33 protein-coding genes are annotated in these 18,177 nt (G+C 35.4%); 1 reads left to right on the forward strand and 32 read right to left on the reverse strand.

Annotated features, from left to right (window positions below):
- Window positions 1–24 precede the first annotated feature (24 nt).
- Window positions 25–243, forward strand: coding sequence for a hypothetical protein (locus tag KTR07_RS05770; RefSeq protein WP_133304326.1), 219 nt, complete (start codon window positions 25–27; stop codon window positions 241–243).
- A 52-nt stretch (window positions 244–295) separates the two neighbouring features.
- Here the strand turns inward: KTR07_RS05770 and KTR07_RS05775 are convergent, their stop codons facing one another.
- From KTR07_RS05775 to KTR07_RS05930, 32 genes are all read right to left on the reverse strand, one after another.
- Window positions 296–451 carry a hypothetical protein gene (locus KTR07_RS05775; RefSeq protein ID WP_008768615.1) on the reverse strand — a complete coding sequence of 52 codons (156 nt, stop codon included), beginning with the start codon at window positions 449–451 and terminating at the stop codon, window positions 296–298.
- A gap of 245 nt (window positions 452–696) precedes the next feature.
- Window positions 697–1,392: a class I SAM-dependent methyltransferase gene (locus tag KTR07_RS05780; RefSeq protein WP_055268814.1), complete on the reverse strand. Its 696-nt coding sequence runs from the start codon at window positions 1,390–1,392 to the stop codon at window positions 697–699.
- Window positions 1,393–1,412: 20 nt separating this feature from the next.
- Window positions 1,413–1,589: a hypothetical protein gene (locus tag KTR07_RS05785; protein WP_165861919.1), complete on the reverse strand. Its 177-nt coding sequence runs from the start codon at window positions 1,587–1,589 to the stop codon at window positions 1,413–1,415.
- A 9-nt stretch (window positions 1,590–1,598) separates the two neighbouring features.
- On the reverse strand, window positions 1,599–1,817 hold the full coding sequence (locus tag KTR07_RS05790) for a hypothetical protein (protein WP_055268813.1): 219 nt from the start codon (window positions 1,815–1,817) through the stop codon (window positions 1,599–1,601).
- Between the two features lie 15 nt (window positions 1,818–1,832).
- Window positions 1,833–3,470, reverse strand: a complete 1,638-nt coding sequence (locus KTR07_RS05795; RefSeq protein ID WP_109115735.1) for a DNA cytosine methyltransferase — start codon at window positions 3,468–3,470, stop codon at window positions 1,833–1,835.
- Window positions 3,467–4,093 (reverse strand): hypothetical protein, encoded by a 627-nt coding sequence (locus KTR07_RS05800; protein WP_008768611.1) that lies wholly within the window; start codon window positions 4,091–4,093, stop codon window positions 3,467–3,469. Before KTR07_RS05800 ends, KTR07_RS05795 begins: the two co-directional genes overlap by 4 nt.
- A 15-nt stretch (window positions 4,094–4,108) precedes the next feature.
- On the reverse strand, window positions 4,109–4,360 hold the full coding sequence (locus KTR07_RS05805; protein WP_008647747.1) for a hypothetical protein: 252 nt from the start codon (window positions 4,358–4,360) through the stop codon (window positions 4,109–4,111).
- A 53-nt stretch (window positions 4,361–4,413) separates the two neighbouring features.
- Entirely contained in the window at window positions 4,414–5,112 is a 699-nt protein-coding gene (locus KTR07_RS05810) for a DUF1566 domain-containing protein (protein ID WP_217315238.1), read from the reverse strand.
- Between the two features lie 27 nt (window positions 5,113–5,139).
- Window positions 5,140–5,406, reverse strand: a complete 267-nt coding sequence (locus KTR07_RS05815; RefSeq protein WP_055268808.1) for a hypothetical protein — start codon at window positions 5,404–5,406, stop codon at window positions 5,140–5,142.
- Window positions 5,403–5,711: a helix-turn-helix domain-containing protein gene (locus KTR07_RS05820; RefSeq protein ID WP_055268807.1), complete on the reverse strand. Its 309-nt coding sequence runs from the start codon at window positions 5,709–5,711 to the stop codon at window positions 5,403–5,405. The genes KTR07_RS05815 and KTR07_RS05820 overlap by 4 nt, the downstream gene beginning before the upstream one ends.
- A 373-nt stretch (window positions 5,712–6,084) precedes the next feature.
- On the reverse strand, window positions 6,085–7,230 hold the full coding sequence (locus KTR07_RS05825) for a hypothetical protein (protein ID WP_225472615.1): 1,146 nt from the start codon (window positions 7,228–7,230) through the stop codon (window positions 6,085–6,087).
- Between the two features lie 78 nt (window positions 7,231–7,308).
- Window positions 7,309–8,298 (reverse strand): hypothetical protein, encoded by a 990-nt coding sequence (locus KTR07_RS05830; RefSeq protein WP_055268804.1) that lies wholly within the window; start codon window positions 8,296–8,298, stop codon window positions 7,309–7,311.
- 34 nt (window positions 8,299–8,332) lie between these two features.
- Window positions 8,333–8,791 carry a hypothetical protein gene (locus tag KTR07_RS05835; RefSeq protein WP_055268803.1) on the reverse strand — a complete coding sequence of 153 codons (459 nt, stop codon included), beginning with the start codon at window positions 8,789–8,791 and terminating at the stop codon, window positions 8,333–8,335.
- A 1,023-nt stretch (window positions 8,792–9,814) separates the two neighbouring features.
- The gene (locus tag KTR07_RS05840; protein WP_055268802.1) at window positions 9,815–11,083 is read right to left on the reverse strand and encodes an RNA-directed DNA polymerase; all 1,269 of its coding nucleotides are present in this window, start codon (window positions 11,081–11,083) and stop codon (window positions 9,815–9,817) included.
- Window positions 11,080–11,403, reverse strand: coding sequence for a hypothetical protein (locus tag KTR07_RS05845; RefSeq protein ID WP_008768604.1), 324 nt, complete (start codon window positions 11,401–11,403; stop codon window positions 11,080–11,082). Before KTR07_RS05845 ends, KTR07_RS05840 begins: the two co-directional genes overlap by 4 nt.
- Window positions 11,393–12,004 (reverse strand): hypothetical protein, encoded by a 612-nt coding sequence (locus KTR07_RS05850; protein ID WP_008768603.1) that lies wholly within the window; start codon window positions 12,002–12,004, stop codon window positions 11,393–11,395. The genes KTR07_RS05845 and KTR07_RS05850 overlap by 11 nt, the downstream gene beginning before the upstream one ends.
- Window positions 11,967–12,224: a hypothetical protein gene (locus KTR07_RS05855; RefSeq protein ID WP_008768602.1), complete on the reverse strand. Its 258-nt coding sequence runs from the start codon at window positions 12,222–12,224 to the stop codon at window positions 11,967–11,969. The genes KTR07_RS05850 and KTR07_RS05855 overlap by 38 nt, the downstream gene beginning before the upstream one ends.
- A gap of 5 nt (window positions 12,225–12,229) precedes the next feature.
- On the reverse strand, window positions 12,230–12,562 hold the full coding sequence (locus KTR07_RS05860) for a hypothetical protein (protein WP_225472616.1): 333 nt from the start codon (window positions 12,560–12,562) through the stop codon (window positions 12,230–12,232).
- Window positions 12,563–12,579: 17 nt separating this feature from the next.
- Window positions 12,580–12,750: a hypothetical protein gene (locus KTR07_RS05865; RefSeq protein ID WP_155272570.1), complete on the reverse strand. Its 171-nt coding sequence runs from the start codon at window positions 12,748–12,750 to the stop codon at window positions 12,580–12,582.
- Between the two features lie 18 nt (window positions 12,751–12,768).
- On the reverse strand, window positions 12,769–12,984 hold the full coding sequence (locus KTR07_RS05870; RefSeq protein WP_032555580.1) for a hypothetical protein: 216 nt from the start codon (window positions 12,982–12,984) through the stop codon (window positions 12,769–12,771).
- 17 nt (window positions 12,985–13,001) lie between these two features.
- Window positions 13,002–13,700: a hypothetical protein gene (locus KTR07_RS05875; protein ID WP_008768600.1), complete on the reverse strand. Its 699-nt coding sequence runs from the start codon at window positions 13,698–13,700 to the stop codon at window positions 13,002–13,004.
- 25 nt (window positions 13,701–13,725) lie between these two features.
- Entirely contained in the window at window positions 13,726–14,004 is a 279-nt protein-coding gene (locus KTR07_RS05880) for a hypothetical protein (RefSeq protein ID WP_128131927.1), read from the reverse strand.
- Between the two features lie 17 nt (window positions 14,005–14,021).
- A complete protein-coding gene (locus tag KTR07_RS05885; protein ID WP_032555576.1) occupies window positions 14,022–14,231 on the reverse strand; it encodes a hypothetical protein in 210 nt (69 codons plus the stop codon).
- Between the two features lie 17 nt (window positions 14,232–14,248).
- On the reverse strand, window positions 14,249–14,953 hold the full coding sequence (locus KTR07_RS05890; RefSeq protein WP_008768599.1) for a hypothetical protein: 705 nt from the start codon (window positions 14,951–14,953) through the stop codon (window positions 14,249–14,251).
- Between the two features lie 4 nt (window positions 14,954–14,957).
- Window positions 14,958–15,422: a hypothetical protein gene (locus KTR07_RS05895; RefSeq protein WP_008768598.1), complete on the reverse strand. Its 465-nt coding sequence runs from the start codon at window positions 15,420–15,422 to the stop codon at window positions 14,958–14,960.
- A 4-nt stretch (window positions 15,423–15,426) separates the two neighbouring features.
- Complete coding sequence (locus KTR07_RS05900) at window positions 15,427–15,660, reverse strand: hypothetical protein (RefSeq protein WP_128131928.1); 234 nt, start codon at window positions 15,658–15,660, stop codon at window positions 15,427–15,429.
- A gap of 1 nt (window position 15,661) precedes the next feature.
- On the reverse strand, window positions 15,662–16,039 hold the full coding sequence (locus KTR07_RS05905) for a hypothetical protein (protein WP_008768597.1): 378 nt from the start codon (window positions 16,037–16,039) through the stop codon (window positions 15,662–15,664).
- A gap of 221 nt (window positions 16,040–16,260) precedes the next feature.
- Window positions 16,261–16,713, reverse strand: a complete 453-nt coding sequence (locus KTR07_RS05910; RefSeq protein WP_008768596.1) for a hypothetical protein — start codon at window positions 16,711–16,713, stop codon at window positions 16,261–16,263.
- Entirely contained in the window at window positions 16,710–17,027 is a 318-nt protein-coding gene (locus KTR07_RS05915) for a hypothetical protein (protein ID WP_008647782.1), read from the reverse strand. The genes KTR07_RS05910 and KTR07_RS05915 overlap by 4 nt, the downstream gene beginning before the upstream one ends.
- Before the next feature lie 12 nt (window positions 17,028–17,039).
- The gene (locus tag KTR07_RS05920) at window positions 17,040–17,717 is read right to left on the reverse strand and encodes a DUF4120 family protein (RefSeq protein ID WP_008768595.1); all 678 of its coding nucleotides are present in this window, start codon (window positions 17,715–17,717) and stop codon (window positions 17,040–17,042) included.
- 11 nt (window positions 17,718–17,728) lie between these two features.
- Window positions 17,729–17,905, reverse strand: a complete 177-nt coding sequence (locus tag KTR07_RS05925; RefSeq protein WP_008647785.1) for a hypothetical protein — start codon at window positions 17,903–17,905, stop codon at window positions 17,729–17,731.
- A gap of 2 nt (window positions 17,906–17,907) precedes the next feature.
- The gene (locus KTR07_RS05930) at window positions 17,908–18,171 is read right to left on the reverse strand and encodes a hypothetical protein (RefSeq protein WP_032555573.1); all 264 of its coding nucleotides are present in this window, start codon (window positions 18,169–18,171) and stop codon (window positions 17,908–17,910) included.
- Between the last annotated feature and the right edge of the window lie 6 nt (window positions 18,172–18,177).

The following is an 18,177-nucleotide window of genomic DNA, read 5'->3' on the forward strand; positions in this document are numbered from 1 at the left end:
GTCGAATTTAAAAAATTATTGTTTATGAAATTAACTAGTGAAATTATCAACATCCTCAACGCAGGTGGAAGTGTAAAGATTAACTGTAAATCAAAACTAACTTCAGAACTAATCAACATTGCTATGGCTGCGTCAAAGAATAACGTAACTCTCATTTGTACCAATGCAGGATGCAAATTAACATCAGAGCTAATTAACATAGCTGCTGCTGGTAAAGGACATGTTGTTTTTGAATTAGACTAATGTTTAAAGTCAGGGCGTGCACAACTATTGCTACCTGACTTTACGTCATTTTCTATTGTGTAATCCATTTGTACAGTTTTTCGGCAACTTCAATGATGGATTCTTTATCACAGATTTTCACCGATACTTCCACACACCATCTACGCAAATCCATTTCCTGTTCTTTAGGTGTCATTGCTAAATCTTTTGTTTCTGATTTTTCTTTCATACATTCTTGTTTTTTGTTTTGACTTCCTCTAATTTGCAACAATTATGTTTATCATCTTGCTTCCAACATGGAAGCCCTGAACCTGAATATAAGTCACAATAGTCACAACCGTCCCAATTTGGGCGTGCTCTACATACATTGATAATATTTTCCCTTTGTTTGTGAGAAAGAAAATAACTTCTTAATCTTTCCGCATTATTAACATTAGTTGCCATGTTCTCAAAATTTATCATTTATAGACTCTCTTATCTTCTTGTCGGTGCCGGTTTAGTTTTAAACATATACAAATCTTTACCATTATTATCAAGAAGATAATAATCCGGTTTTACTAATGTGATCCAGTAATCTGTAGGCAGCAAACGTTCGTCTCCAAAAGAAGGAGACGTGTATTGGCTAGTTGGAACATAATGAGCTTGAAACAAAACCTTATCATTGTTATATGTTGACATGATTCTTGTTATATCTACATCAGAAAAATGTTCCAAGACCCCATGTGTTACCACTACTGTAGATGATTCAAAAAACTTAGGTTCACAAATATTCTCTTTAACATAAAACAATGGGACTTTTCCTAAGTAATTATCCGTGGATATTGAGAGTGTGTTCTTGCAACATAGCTCCAACATAGGAATATTGATGTCAGAGAAGATAACTTTTGAAATTTTCTTTGCATCAGAAGCACCTGTTAATCCAAAATAATTAAACAACCTCTCTCCTATTTGCGAAATAGCAAGGCTTACAGTACCTATTCCACATCCTTCCTCCTTTAAGATAAGGGGTGCTTTCAGGTCGTAGGATATTTGTTGTATATTGATAATTATTTCTTCTATAAACCGGTTATATTTTTTACAAAAGACATTCACATAACTGTCGTTACAGACACGACTTTGATAGAAATTATCCCATGTATTCACAGGCTCTGTAATATTATCTTTGCTCATATCTCCTTTTGATTCTCAAATTATTCCTCATCAACATACACCTCTTTCTTATTGTCAGGCCAAGATTTACGAATCAGGGAAGTGATCTTCTTTCTTTGAAGTCTCTCGATAGCTTTTCTTTTGGCTTCGGCTTTATTATTAGCCGAAACCACTATTTCAAAAGCATCCAGGTCAATCGTCACTCGGTATTTTTTCATATCATTTTTCTATACTTTTTCCAGATCACTGCTTGCTGCAATTCCTTTTAAAACAGCTCCTCCAACTTCAACGCGATAAAAGTAAGAAGGCTGAATATTGTTATCTGAATCTTCAGAAAATGACGGATACACTTTCTTTACTCGACCAATTTTACCAACCATTGCCGGTTGCAAATCATTAGAGACAATTTTCACATTATCCCCAACATTAAATTTTAAATTTTCCATATTATTGTTGTTAAATTATGCAACCTTACGTTGCGTTGTTACTAATATTTTACATAATGCCTCACAAAGAACTCGTGCCATATTAACTTCTACAGCATTGCCTATATACTTTTTCTGTTCTGCTTTTGTTCCTATTAGCATATAATCTTCCGGGAATCCCATAATACGTTTCAACTCTGGAATCGTTAGCATTCTCATTTTTATATCGGAAATTCCGTACATGGCCATGAATTCCTTTATTTTTTTCATTACATCGGTATCTGTGTCGTATATCTCATATACCAGTCCTCCTGAAAACATCTTAATAAAGCTAGGTAGATCTCCCTCTCTAGATGCTTCAATTAAATATGGTGGCATCTTATCCATTCTAGCAATTAACGTAAAACAAGGTTTATCTACTGATCCGCCAGCAGAATTGAATTGAGGATTCATCAAGTAATGCCATTTACGGTTTGCAGTAATTACTGGTGCCGGTTGATTTATACTTGTGCCGACATTTTTAAAATTTGTATCTAAAATCCAAGGTTTACAGCTTACAAGACTATATTTGGGATTAACAGTGATACAGCCTAGTGGTTTATCCAGCGAAGAAGGCTTACTGTTCCCGTATTGTTGGTCAATAAATACAGAAGAAATTAATGAAAATCGGTCTTTTGTTGTTACGGTTGGTGCTGGTTCATCTACAGATTTACAAAATCCATTTCCATAATGAACAGAAATAAATGCTTTTCCGGTTAGGATATTTAAACGATTTATGCAAGCAACCCCAAGTCGATTTTGAGTAGATATTACTGGACATGGATCATCAACTCCCGGAGCATTGTACTTTCCAGCTTTACTCATTGAGTTATACTTAACCATGAAGGCATCTTTTCCACCTGCTACAAACTTAATAAGTCCTGCATAAATTCTTAATAAAGAAGAATCTACTAAAGGTGTTTTGCGACCAAAAATACTTTTTCCTTCATCATCAAAGTCTAACACATCTCGTACTGCCTTCCAGTTCTTTAATTTTTGGTCTGGCTTTTTAGAATGGGTTTGCTCCGGAAAAACAATAGGTAAACTCCCTTTCGCAAATATTCCGAAAAATCTCTTCCTGGAAGTGTAAGCTCCATAGTCTGCTGAATTTAATATTTTATGTTCAAATTTGTAGCCATAAGACCTTACGTTATCCAGCCATCTCAAATAAGATTTACCTTTATCACGACTAATGGGTTTACCGTACTCATCCAAATCTCCCCATGACATAAACTCTTCTACATTCTCAATTTGAATATAGTCTGGGTTAATAGCCTCAATATACCGAAACAAGTGCTCTGCAAGTGTTCTACTATCTGCATCTCGTGGTTGACCACCTTTAGCTTTCGAGAAATTAGTACATTCCAACGAAGCCCATAAAACTATCAATGCTTCAGGGTATTCAGCTCTGCATTTTTGTAGATGGGAAACTAAAGGAGATAAATTTAGTGTACGAATATCTTCTGTAAAATGAAGAGCGTCCGGATGATTAGCAGCATGACTTGCAATCGCATTTTTATCATGATTTACACATGCTATTACCTTAGCACATTGTTCATTCTCTAAACGGGCTTTTTCTACCCCTGTGCTGGTTCCACCGGCACCACAAAATAAATCTATATAAAGTAATTTCATTGTTTTTCCAAGTATTCTACAATATCTTCATCAGGCATATTAAAGGTATCTTCATCCAGATAGAAATAAATCTGTTCATCTACAAATTCTGCTTCTCGTGTACTCCAATTACCCATATCATCTAATAATTGTCGCGCTAACCGTTCTACAGATACAGTCACCTTTTCTTCATCAGGAGTATTTTCAAAGATTACTACCGTTTTTATTGGATAATCAGCACCATTCCAATCAATATAATCTGGATTTTGGCAAAACATCCCACGAATAATCGACCATATTTTTTCTGACTGAAAATCAGAATTTTGTATATGCCAGTAACATTCCCAGTATGTAAATCCGGCACTGCGTAGCATTTCCTGAATAACCATATCAGAGGCACCATTACTTATTGCATCTTGAAGTGCGCACCAGTACCCTTGATTGAAGTCAGTCAATTTTGGAGTTAATTCGTCGGCCTTTACTTTTACACTCCCTTTTTTATCAGAAAAAATTAGAGAAACTAATGTGTCATTTTCAACAGGATAAGAAACCGAGGTGCATATTTGCACAACTTTCTGCTCGTCACTATTTTCAGGGTGCCATATTACTTCAGCACCAATATTTATAAAATAGTATTTATTCATGTTCAATTTTATATATTAGGACATATTTAGCGAATCTAACAATTGTTTTAAAGGTTGTTTGTCATCTTCACTCTTAGCTGTTAATAGTTTCACTTCTCCGTCAGCTAATTGATAAAATTCATCTTTTTCAGCATAGTTCATAGCTTTTATATACAATTCAAAAGCATCTTCAATAGACATGCCATCTGCCGAAATATTAGCTAACAATTCTCCCATACACACTTCGCTTTGTGCATATTGTCTTATAATCTTTTTAAATGTTTCCATGTGTCAAAAATATTCTGTCACCCATACCATATCAAATATGGGTGGCGATAATATTAAATAGTCAAGGTCTTAGTCAATTCGCCTTTATAACCACGTTCACGTAACATGTTTATAAGAGCTTCGTCACTATGCAGACAATCGTTACTTTTTGCCTCGCCTGTCAACAGGCTCGGCGAAGGCTGAAATGCTGCAACCGCCCTCACCATGCTACTGTTGTACTTGATGCCGACGTAGAAGTTGCCACCACTAAAGTCCACGACCCAGCTGTTGTCCTGACTGCCCTCACTGCTACTCCAAACCCAGGTTTCATCAGAATCTTCTGTAGGAAGTAAACATTCATCGGGACATCCAATTTCTTTCATTGCTTTGTTTATCTCATCATGATATGCGCAAAGCACTCCTAGCTCCATCAAACAAGGCAAATACCACTGGAGGCCACCTTTTTGATAGTTCCAGCAGCGTTTGGCGGCAGTCATTCCATCAATATCAGTTTGTGCTTCTACAATACGTTTGGTTAGATCAAGTCCGGAGAAAGTTTGCATAGCAACGGATTCATTCTGCTCTTCCGTTAAGATCCTATCAGTATTTCCCCATTGTTCTTGCCAAGTGTCAAACGCCAAAACACGACTCATAAATTCTGTTTCTACGATAATACCAATAGCATTAGCATAATTCATACCTCTTGCTCTGAAATCTGCGATTTCATACTGTTTCTTGTCGGCTCCTAAAACCGAAATAGAATACGTTTCCATACTTGTAAATTATTATTAATATTGATTTTAGAACCACACCAATAGTCTTGGAGTCTTCCAATAAAAATTGAATACTGGGAATATCTCTTTAAGTGTGGTAGTTATTTTTCCTGTAATATTTTTCACATGTCTAATTCGCAAATGGTTAGCTGTTACGATATAGTCTATTCCTAGTTGTAACCCTATTTGCGAAAGAAGCGATTTCAAGAATATTTTTATATATTGCTTTGCATCAGTAATTGAACGATAGCCAAAATCAATGTTAGCTACATACTTGATACGCTTGCGTTTCATTTATTTTTCAGCTTGTTATTAAACTTGATCTTTCCATTTTTATATAAATCAATTTTCTTTTTTCGACACTTCCGTTTTAACTCTGTCCAATATTCTGTTGGATATTGTTTAGAGTGCTTGCGAACAGGAGGAGATAGTATAGATTGTATAAGCCGCTTGCTAACATTGAACATAGCAGCCAACCTTCTTTGGCTATATCCTTCACGGGCCAAAATTTGAATAGCCTGACGTTGTTCTGGGGACAACTTAGCGCGACCATCAAACTTGGTTCCTGCCAACTTGATATTCTCAATTTTCAATGGCATATTTATTACTGTTTTAATGTGAATAGATTTTATTGTTTTATATGGTGTGAATAGTTGTCCACTTTAACCATTGTTTAACACAAAAGGCTGCTCTATTTTGTTAGAACAGCCTTTGCTTTACAGACATCACTTTAACTATGGTCGATTGTACCTTAGTCCGTCTGTATGAATAAACCATTTCTTCAAACTTCCGTCTGGCTTCTGAACTTTTTCAATATCCACTGTTAACCAATGAATAGCTCCCTCACCGAACTTGATTTCCCTTTTGGTTGGGTGTCTCCAATAATCAATCGTCTTTTTATGTCCCATATTAATCATCGTTTATTGCCACTGATTTCACCTTGTCCGTAACAAGCATGTATTCCATGACAATTTATGACCTACAAACACAAATATATTCCTCAGCAATCTTATATTCTTCATACCGTCCATCCCAAGAATTAAGTACCGAGCACCAACCATCCTCACTTATGATTGAATTCAACCAATCACTCAACGAATCGGTAGTTCTTTGAGCCGCCACAGCTTCACGCCATAAATACGCGTATTCATCATCATTATGTACTCTATCACTAGCTATATTGGTCAGTTCATCTTCTGTGCCAATATAATAATCAATACCATTTGCACAGTATAGTTGTTCACCATAGGAACATTCTTCAAATGTATCATTCAAATCACCGAATGTACATCCTAAATGTACTCCCAAAGCTACGAAGCGTTTTGCTTCATCTTCGTCACATTCACGTAAATCCATTACTTGCTGGATAATTTCTTCTGTGGCAACAAACCCTTTTTCACCCATGTCAAAAACTGCTTCCAGTTCTTCTGTTAACGCAGTCTCTTCTTCTTCAACAAGATCACAAATATTATTTATAATCTCTTCAATATTATCTGGAAGCGGACTGGATAACCAGCCATTACCATATTTATATCCATTATCTACATATAAGCCTTTTATAGCAAGAAAGAAACATTTTACGTTGTAATCTGAAGATGTATGGAAGTATTTGTTTGACAATCCAAGGATATATTGAATGGGATTATTCCTCATTTTCTCATAAAGCACATTTCTCACCTGTATTATAGCCGCGTCACTAATATTAAAATTCTTAACAATAATCTGAAAAGAAATATCATCAAACTGTTCACGGTAATGCTCATTATATGTTTTAAACAACTCCACAAAGTAATTGTAGTCGTTAACATATTGCTCGCCGTTTAAATATTCATCTTGACGAATCGTACCGCCAGACATACCACCTAGATGATATTTGTTCCAAAATTCCAGAAGTTTCTTTTGTCCTTCTGTACGAGGAATTATATGATCGTAGCATTGCCCGGCACCCATACCTCCAGCTCCACATACCGAAACACTGAAACTTTGTTTAAATTTTTGCAATGTTTCACGGTTTATACGAGTAGATTCTTCCTTATAAACCTCAAAATCTACAGTCCAACTGTTTTTATTTTCGTCCCGAAATTGGACGGAACGTTTGAATATTATATCGTTTCTCATAATCAATCTTTCTAATTTTATTTTCATAAACCAGAGGCAATGCACCTAAACTGGTTTATGAAAACTGCCTTGATTAAGTTATTTACGCCATTCCTTCATTTTAGCAACCACATCAATGTTGTTGTCATCTAGCATTTTCTTCAACATACCAATCAAACGCCAACCTTCTCTATTCTCATACAACTTTGCCTTCTTATTCAAAAAGGCAAGGGACGCGTTTTTACCTAATGTTTTTCCATTGTCATCTATGATAACACAATTATGAAAACGAATCATGTTCTGCATCGTAAAGAACGCTCCAGATCCTTTGTAAGCATCTAGCCATGCTGCATTTTGAGGAGTATCCCAATGCATTTTGATACGCCTTTTATTGAACTCCTGCACCGAATGCCAAAGTTCATAAGTGTTTTCGGAATGTTGTATTTTATGTACTGCAAATAACAATGGCTTGATTACTTTTTTATCAAAATCATCCACGAAAATATTTTGACCATTTATGCGTTTATACGGTATCCCTTTACATTTTCTTAATTTCAACTCATCAAATCTCTTTTTGAGTTTCTCGATATAGTCCTTTGCCATATCTAATACCACTCTTTTGTTGAACCAGCGATTTCGATCTCTGAAATTATCAACATCACCATTCTGCATCATTTTGTGCTGGGCGTACAACTCGTTATTTAACATCTTCCACTGATATTCATATCCCATACTATGAATCACCTCTGAAACTCCAATCGGCTTATAAGCACCGTGGGTATTGGTGGCTATATAAATTATGCGGAACATCTGTGCCATTACCCAACGTCTGAATAATTGGCGATTAGGAATTGTGCCTTGAATTATAATGGCCTGGAAGATTGGATCATCTTCTTCCAAGATACTAATGACACCATCTCTTTTTGAGGCTATAAACTCCAAACCATCTGCACTTTGCATTGCAAAAAGCTCACTAACATCAACACCGGCTTTCTTTAGAGCTTCAATACGCTCCTTAGCTTTGGTTTGATTAGCTGTAAGCGTAAACTCGGTACCACACTCAGGACATTCAAATTTTAACTGTTTCATAACTTATTAATAATTTAATTTTTAGTCTGATTATTTATTTCTCTACTGTAACCCAGTTTTTGAGAATTACTAAATCTCTATCTTTGTTGCTTTGCCAAAACCATTTACCCATTTTATTAGCATCCCAACCTATACCCAATATTATTTGACAGAGAATGTATAATTCCAATTCGACTTGTGCTATATCTCGACCAACTCCAAACAACATGTCTTCATCCTCCAAATCTTTATCAGACAAAGCTTTAAAGTATTTTCGGTTTTTACATTCACTCATTGTTGATGGAATAGAATGTTTATATCGAGTATATAAATGCTCTACATTAGACAGAAACTCATCAAGAGAAGCGCATAATTCCACACCTAAGTTTCCCTCATACTGCGAATTCTGTATAATATATTGGCCATTAAGTTTGAAACTTCGTGTTTTAAAATCTACTTTAAACTTGGTTCCGTTCTCTACAGCCTGTATTGATTCTTGATAAATATTTTTCATAATGTTTACTTTTGATTTTATACTCAAACCTTTGACACATTTCTTTAAAAGCCTGATATTAACATCCAGAATACGCCGGAATAAAGGTTTATAAAACCGTAGATGCCGGCGTAATTGTCGGATAGTTGTTAAACGCAAGGTTCTTGTATAAATGAAAGTTGTGTTACTTATAAAACAGCCCCCATTTAGCGTGACACATGTCTATATGTTTATGATATATACTGTATCAAGTAAGATACCCGCGTAATCCTAGGTCATACATAGGATGACCGTCATCACGCGGACATCATATCTTGTCCAGTATGTTAAATTACTAAATCCCAGACTGTAAACTTTGTGTTAAGTAATAAGTTGTAATTCTCAAAATATTGGCACATTTCTATACTTATTCGATTTAGAGCTGGTGTGATCAGGAACGGACCAGGACAATTAGTACTCGGTCCTTCCTGATATATAACCAGCTATATAAATGATATTTCTTGAATTACATATCTGTGCTAAATAGTTATCCTCATAATACTGATACATTACTTTACCCAATAGATGTATTCCGGTTGGATATTCCTGGAGCAGATGAGTTATCGACTCATAGATCCAGGAAGCTGCTCACCGGAACAGTAAACAAATGTATTCCTTGAATAACTTCGAATGTATTTCGCTTATTTTACAAGTCCTCAAATGAATGGCACATCACTTTACTCTCATGATAATTATAAATATGACCTGATCGAGAACCTGAGGTGAGAGGCTATGCAGCCTTGTAACCTCCGGTGAACGATCAATAGTTCATACTTTAGAATATGAAATTTTCTTCTTGAACTTGCCTGCTGTGCTGCTTTATAAACCCTCATAACAATCGACACATTTATTTATCTTCATTGATATAATCCAGATGATTATATGGTACCCGGAGTAGATACTGAAGGATGTAATCCTTCAAGGATAGAATCGGGGTACCTAATATATAATCTGGATATTAAACACTTGTTCCTCGGATTCATTTACTGTGTGTTCAGATTGTAGTTACAATATTGACACTAAAGTATTGTACGCTGCTCTTCTGGTCAAAATAGCATTCTGCATACAACCTATTGTCAAATAACCTTCAATTTCTTTACTTTTAGATTTATTTCGATTAGCCTTTACGTTCCGACCAATGCCTCTAACAACACAACCATCCGGCTTATCCTTAACATAGCCAAGGCCACCAACTTTATGTTTCCCAGTTTCAACGGCTCTAAGGCAATCCATTACGAATTTATTCAATTCATTAATATCAACCCGAACATTACATACTGGAAGGGTCTGAGTCGCCCAACTATATTCTCCATTGCCTTTATATAAATATCGGTTAACCGAATCCACAGCCTTCTTCAACGTAATACCACGTTTTCTGATGGTTCTTGATTCTATTTCTTTCTGGAAGGTTTTAAGACGATTGGGAGAGAAAGAAATCATACTTCCCTTAATGCTGAAACCTAGAAATTTGAACCACTTGTCCATAGTCAGGTACTCTACTTTCTTGGGATTCAAATTCATTGATTTTTCGGCCAATCTCTTTTGTAAAATGGTCATAGCCTTTTCATAGTCCGGACCAACGAACAACATATCATCCGAATACCTTACGTAAAACCCATTCAATTGGGACAGTTCATCATCTAGGCTATATAGCAACACGTTGGCTAACCAGCTTGCTACTGCGCATCCTTGTTTAAGTGATTGATATTTCTCATGCAGTTCGTTGTTCTCATCGAAATACAATCCGCAATGATAGTATTTTCTTAATACATCAATTAACACAGAATGACCACACTTAGCTTCCACTTTATCAAAGGCTGCGTCAATAAACTGGATAGGAACAGAGTCGAAATATTTACTTAAATCAGACTTCCAGCCCACATAACCATCACTTTTCATGTTAACAATTGTGTGACTTACTTCCAAAACCACTTTACCACAACCAATACCGACCTGATAAGATTTACAAGCAGGATGAATCATCTCTGGCATTAAATCAAATAGCAAATCATTCGCGATGCTTAGGATTATACGATCAATAGGTTCGTTGACATATACAGTACGAAACTCTCCGTTATCCTTCGGAATTTGTGCAATATGTGGTGGTGTTATTTGATATTTACCATTCAACATAGCTTCTGCCATACGAATTCTGGTTGGTTCTTCTGTCAGTTTGATAAGTTCGCTCTTCCGAATATCCTTCAGAACGCCTTTCTCAATTGCTTTTGTCCATCTATTAATGTCGAAGAACATTGTAAGAATCTTATCTTTCATTTTATATCTCCTTTCTTTTTGAGTTGTTCCTTATATCTCCTGTGCTCACGAATTGTTGCTGCCCATTCTGCTTTTGTAGGTTTGTATCTCCCCTCTGCTTTACGTTGTTTTAAACTCTCTTTGTTTTTCAAATATTTGTCTGGGCAACAAATAAATTGAATAAGACGCTTGCTCACTCCAAATATTTTAGCAAGTTTAGAGTAACTGATTAATTGCTTTTCTCTCAACCATTTTATATATTCTTTTTGGTCTGGAGTGAGCTTTATTCGTCTATCATATTGGGTTCCAGCGATACGAGTCTTTTCTGATTTATACGGCATCGTTTTTAAAATACATTAAATCATCGTGTAAATTGTTAGGACATCGTTCATCAAACCAATGCCAGACATCAATCTTTAAGGTTCCGGCCGGGAAGTTGAGAAAGTCTTCTTCAATCTCATCATCGTTATTGACCGGAATGTCTCCAAACATTTCCCATAATTCTGAAAGGGTGCATAATTCTACATGCTCTTCACAAATGCCACACCAGCAATCTGTCACCTCAATTGAATCATTGCATCTGATTTCACGTGTATTCGGATTTACCCATACCCTCTTTTCAACATCACTGCTTCCACATTTTGAGCAATACAATGTGTCTAATGACCTTTCTACTTGTGCCCCCTTCTTTTTAAACACTATGTCAAACTGTTTGAGATTTGAAAGTTCTGTAAAAACCATTTCTGTAATAAAGGATCTCATTTTATTAATCTGTTCATCTGATGATATTCCCCATATATTAGCCGCAGCTTGTACTGCATTTTGCATGGAAAAACAGATTTGAGTCCAGTCATCGTACTCTTTTTTATCTTCGAGGATCTCATGGATTAGCGTTTTCGCTTTCTCAATGTATTCTTGATTGAATGATTTTGATGTTTTCATATCCTATTGTGTTAAGTTCTTCTAACAATGACCGATATTCTTGTTCAGTAGCTAAAGGCCAATTTTTCAGAATGTCAGGAGAGCAACCGGCGTGTTGTCCGATGTGCATATAGCTTGTCAATTTAGTTTTGAACCTATCCCAAAATTCATTCACAAATACAGCACATATTTCTCCTTCTTCTGGAGATTTTACGAAAGTTATTTTTGTTTCATTTTTCATACATATCAATTGTTATTATACCATTCTATTTCAGCATCATTTGCTTCACGATACAGCATATATACACCACCAATAGTTGAGTTGTAAATAAGGGTGTATCCATCCTTTTGATGTACGGAATCAGTGCCATTATTCACCCACCTTGGTTCTTCGCTGCGAATATCATCGTCAGTCCATTCATCACTATCCCATTGTTTAAGATAGTCAATAACAGCATCTCCATTCGCATCGGTAAAGACAGTTCCATACCCTTCGCCATCATACAGTTTATTGCATTCGTCCAGCATGTCTCCAAATTGGACATCAACGATGATCCTATACAGTTTTGGGAGTTTCATTGATTTTTGTGACATAATTATCTTTTCTTATTTCGTTTCCGGTCTTTTCTTATTTGCTTCTTGTTACGTCCATTTTTTGTTGAGGAGCCTTTATATGTAGGAGGAACCCGTCTCCACGGAGTCGATTTTTCTTCATAATCTTCTACTTTCTCAAAATAGACAGTAGGTGGGTTTTCAAATAATATCATATCTTTCCACTTTGAATATTAATCTATTTCATTTAATACCAAATTTCTCACATTTTCGATTTTATACATCATTTCATTAGCGTACAAAACCATCTGTTCAAACGATGTCCTATCTTGAATCAAATCTTCTGGACGCGACATTGAAACATGTTCATAATCGGAAATTTGATTATCAAAATTATCATCAGATCCAATTATTGCAATTATTTGATTTATCAATTCCTCTTTACTCATTTCTAATCTGTTATATATTAAATATGACAATCATAAATCGAAATGATAGTATCCTCTGAAAGTCCTTCTAATAGTTTTTTCACTTCTTCTTCCCAGATATGGTCATCTTTCTCATTCAGCACAACAGCCCACCAGCCCATTTGTCCTTTTTCATACCAATGACCATCTTTAACAATAGCAAATGGTATAATATTATCCAAATTAGCAATGTCTTTTTTTACGGCTACATCTGCTCTGTTTTCATCAATAACTTTCTGCTTTTCTTCTTCGCTCCATCCCCATGAGAAATTGACAGGTACCAATGGTTCAGTTCCCTCTTTCAGCCAGAGGTATCCAGCCCATCTGCCACCTCTTACATACCAATCCCATTTAGCATCCGGATTATATGTTGAAATAACGTTCCCTTTTTCGTCTATTTCACTGTATTTTATAGCATCTTGATATACTTGTTCATCACTCCAATGTAACTTTTGAGGAAACTCGTTTTCCAGATATTCTATATGTCTTTCATTTTCACAACCCTGTTTATAAAGTTCTTTGTTTTCCAGATACTTTGCATATACAGTGTTTCGATAATCTTCAATCTCTTTTCTTTTCAAAGCTACTAGCTCATCCTTTGTGTGTTTTATATACGGAGGAAGTTCCAAACTCTCGTCGTATTTTTCTAATTGTTTTTCTGCGTCATCACCAATGACCATTACTACAAAATGACTCATTATTTTACTCCTTTCTTATTTTATTTTACACTATTAATATTATCCTTCTTTCTATACGAAGTAAGTTGTGATTTATGTCAGGAGCGAACCATACAAGATACCATTCTCCTTTTGTAAATCCTTTCCACATTTTACCTTCGTATCTTCCTGTGGGTATTGAGGTAGAATATTCTTTTAATCCCTTGAACGTTTGTTCGCTCATAAGTGCATGGGTATTGTCCAGTTCAATAAATCTTCTGTGAGGTTGTTGCCAATGTTTCCCTAATGGATCAGTAATTGGCGGTATTATCTGTTCTCCGTTCATTTCTTGACCACTTAAAATTACCAAACCCTGATGTCATAGTCTCTAAAATAATCTTCCAGTTCTTTTAGTCCTTCCAAACTGTGCAGTCCACCCTCGCCAACTACTTCAATATCAACAGATATTTCATAGTCTGTTTTAATACTGACCTTTGAGTTATTGAAAGTTTTTCTCACGCATTCTAAAATACTTGAAGAATCTGTACCATTTTTTACTATATTGAGTATCATTGTTTTTTGAATTTTAATTATGCAACATCATCTAACGGTCCACTATAGACTCTTCCATCCATATAATACAACCTGTCCTCATACTGGTTGTTATGTAATTCCTCCCGGATTGCATTTTCATCATTGGCCCAATACTCATATTCTTCATGCCAGCATTTGAAAAAACTGTCGTAGCATTGTTCTATTAAGTCTGTGAGCGAAAAGTTGTCCGGATAACTGCACCAAGTTTTATAATATTTGATGATAGGTTCAAGCAAGTAGAAATCATAACACATACCTGTTAGTGGACAATCATCACCTACAGATTTGATAATACGGCTTCGTCTGTATTTGTAAGTGTATTTTTCATTTATATATTTGCCTGAAGATGAATAATATCTACCTTGTGTAATGTATGGCATAATATTATTATTGATATATCGAAATAATAGTTTACCACATAATTCCTCTGCATAAATATCATTACTGCAATCTATTGGACACTCAAAAATGGGATTATTATTATATTTAAAATTAAAATTGTATCCGCTATAATTAACACTCCAACTACATGATTGGGTATTTGTCAATTTCTCGAAAGTTCTTAGAGACGTTACATAATCTGAACCGTAAGCCTCCATACACTGATCCATTATATTCCAGCGTTCACGCTCAATAATTTCTTTTTGTACCTCTTCCGACAATTCATCAAAAGTGTACAGTTGCAATGTTATTGTTTTCATTGATTTAAGATTGTTGGTTTTTAAACTCCATATAAAGGAACTCTGATATATTTGACTGGAAATTATAGGATATTCCCCATGTTCCAAAAGTTTCAAAGAACCAGTCAACAAGAAAGTCCCGGTCCTCGTTAGCTTGTTCGCTGTCTTCACCGGCATCTAACCTAGCAATCATAGCATTTACAAGAGGTGTGTCGTATGTAACCTCTCCATAAATATGATAAGGGTAGTCATAATCAATGTTATTAAAATTACCACAGATCCTATGGTCCGGATTATGCAAGTATTTCTTCATATCAGAATTAAATTGCCAAGCCATTACATTACTGTAATCTTCCAGATATTCATCCGAAAAGTTCTCCATGATAAAATCCTTATTTTTATCATCAACCATGCTTTCACGTGCATCTTTGAGAATTTGACAAAGGCGTGTCGCCATATTATCAATATTTATATACTTCTTTTCTTCCATTTTACTACTTTATTTGAAGTTGAAGATTATCATTACCATAAGAATACATCATTACAGAAGCCCCACAAGGAGCATTTTTACCAGCATGAAAACATCTCACACCTATTTCACGAAGTTTCTGAAAAGCATCAAATGATTGATTTTCGTTTGGAAAATGCAAATCAATAGAACTACCAATATCTACATGCTGTACCTGCAAGGATACTTTGTTTTTGTGATTTAAGACTATTACATCCATATTATTCATCGTTTTTTTGTTCACGTCTATATTGTCTGTATCTATCGTATGCTTTAAATGTCTCTGCTATAGTTTCAGAGAGATCATCAAATTTTAGAGGAGTAATTTTTGCAAAATATGCAATCCCTTTAGTTGTATAACAACAATTTGTTACAAGTCTATCTGGAGTGCCAAACAAACCACGAACTTTAAATCGGTCATCTGATCTTACTTGGAAATGTTCTGACAACACCTTCAATGTTTCATTACCAGCTTTGACTGCTTCTTCCAAAGTATCAAATATACCTATGGCAATTGTCTTACTACAAGAAGTAGCTGGGCAGCTACCTATCGGTCTGTCATGATAACGAAATTCTATTTCTAACAATTCCTTTTGCATATTTCTTTTTGTTTTTATTATCGAATAGTTTTTTGATGGTGTCCATAGTTGTCCACTTTTTGAATATTAACTCGCTTTAACTTTAAAGGAAAAGGCGCAACCAGAACAATAACATTCTGATCGCGCCACCCTTCAAACAAAAACATGTCGAACAACACACATGGAAACAACAAATATATGTAGTGTTCCGGGAATCGAACCCGGATTTCTACCATAACACTTTACTCGTGCTTACGATACTCTTTCACTTGTTCAATATCATCCATATTGTTCCACCAATTTGAAAAGTCATAGTAAACAAGATCTTCATCAAATTCTTCTTCCCCATTTTCATCTGTAGAAATATAGTCTTCTCTGTCAAGGCTGGCTATATCAATCATATCTTCGGTGTCTGTGATACCGTCAAACCAATCTTGCGCTTCTTTCACATCATCTTCACTAACTCCTGCATCAAAATGTTCTCCATCCTTGTATCCAAGCCAGTCTGCAATTGTATCAAAGTCAAACCAAAAGAAATTATTTATGTCATCATCGGTCCAACCACTTTCAGGAGCAGCACTCTCCATTATGGATTCAATTTTATCCAGTTGTTCATCGGTACAGTTCTTTGCCCGATCCTCACCCCCACTCCAAAATTTGAAATCTCGAAGTGAAATTTCTGATATAACTTTCATAGTTCGTTTGCTTTTAAAAGTTCCTTAGCAACTCTTCCTACCCGCAGCAAGTATTCATTCCAGACTCTCCCATCAGAGATTCTGTTCTGAACAACAGCACTATAACCGCATTTAATATTCAATTCTCTCACATCATAAGGGGAAACAAGCATACCTCCATGTTGTGCCAAGTTATAATCCGGTTCTTTAGGAAATGATTTTATATACCTCTTAATAATTTGAATACTCTCTTGCTTATCCTTTCCTTTGGATAACAATAGTTTCTCAATACTATTCATAACAGCATTGAGATTAGGATTTACTGAATACTTCATATTACAACAGTTTTATGTATGAATACTCCAACGTCTTTCAGTCGCATTTGGGGACATAATTATCCCGCCGCAAATTTTGCGTTTGCCATTTACCACCTCAGAGAATCCAAAGCTATTTTTCGCAAAATCACCATATATTTCAATATGTTGGTTAACGGCAAATCTCACCCATTTTTGTAGACTTTTCAAGCAATCTTCAAAACTTGAATCTTGCAATTCCGAAGCAATATTCTTGACCTCTTTTACACGCTCTGATATTTCTGGGGACATTTTTAATTCCAATGGTTTGTTTATGGCTGCATACTCTTCAGGGTATTGAATGGAAAGTTGATGTATCCGGCTTCCCCAAATATTATTGAATATTGAAATAACCTTATCCTTGGATACTTTCTGAAGCTGTGCTCCATCCCAATAAAAATACTTATTATAGTCCAAATCGTCCCAATAAACAATACTTGCAATAATAGCATGAGAATCTTTCATAATTGCAAACCGGTTACTTTCTGACGAAAAAAGACTTTCTACACTGGGGCCAATAAAACACAAATGTGTTCCGTGTGTGCGCACTAACCAAAAAAATGGCTCATTGGTCTTTTCAAGAGTTTTCAAATCATACTTCTCGAAATCAGAGATGCACAATTTAGTATCGTATAACTCTTTGCGCATTTGTTCAATAATTTCTGGTATCATACTTCTTTATTTTAATTTTCACTTTTTATCAATCTTCCAGTATAACCACGGTATTCAAGCAATGTCACAATAAGATGATCTGGCACATCTCTCAAACGTCTGTAATTTTCCGTTAACACTTCAAGCAGATATTCCTCATCTTGTCCCTGCAAAAGATTAGTCAATTCCCAGCCATAACTTGTGTACATACCTATATATTTACTACTTTGGAATAACGTAATTCTCCAGTGTATCCACGTCTACGCAATTCAGCAAACAACATGTTGTCATCAAAGTCAGACATTTTCAGAGTAGCTTTTACTCCTTGTTGAGTTATGCCCCCACTGGATTTGCGTCTTCTTTCTTTGTCACACTTCTTACAATAGTTTGCCAACCCATCTTTGGTTGCCTTGTTCTTAGAAAAATTTGATTTGGGCAAACTCTGACCACATTCTTTACACACTTTTGTTTCCATTATTGT

Origin of the sequence: Bacteroides sp. MSK.20.82 (genome assembly GCF_019052485.1) — a bacterium.
Classification (GTDB): Bacteria; Bacteroidota; Bacteroidia; order Bacteroidales; family Bacteroidaceae; genus Bacteroides; species Bacteroides thetaiotaomicron.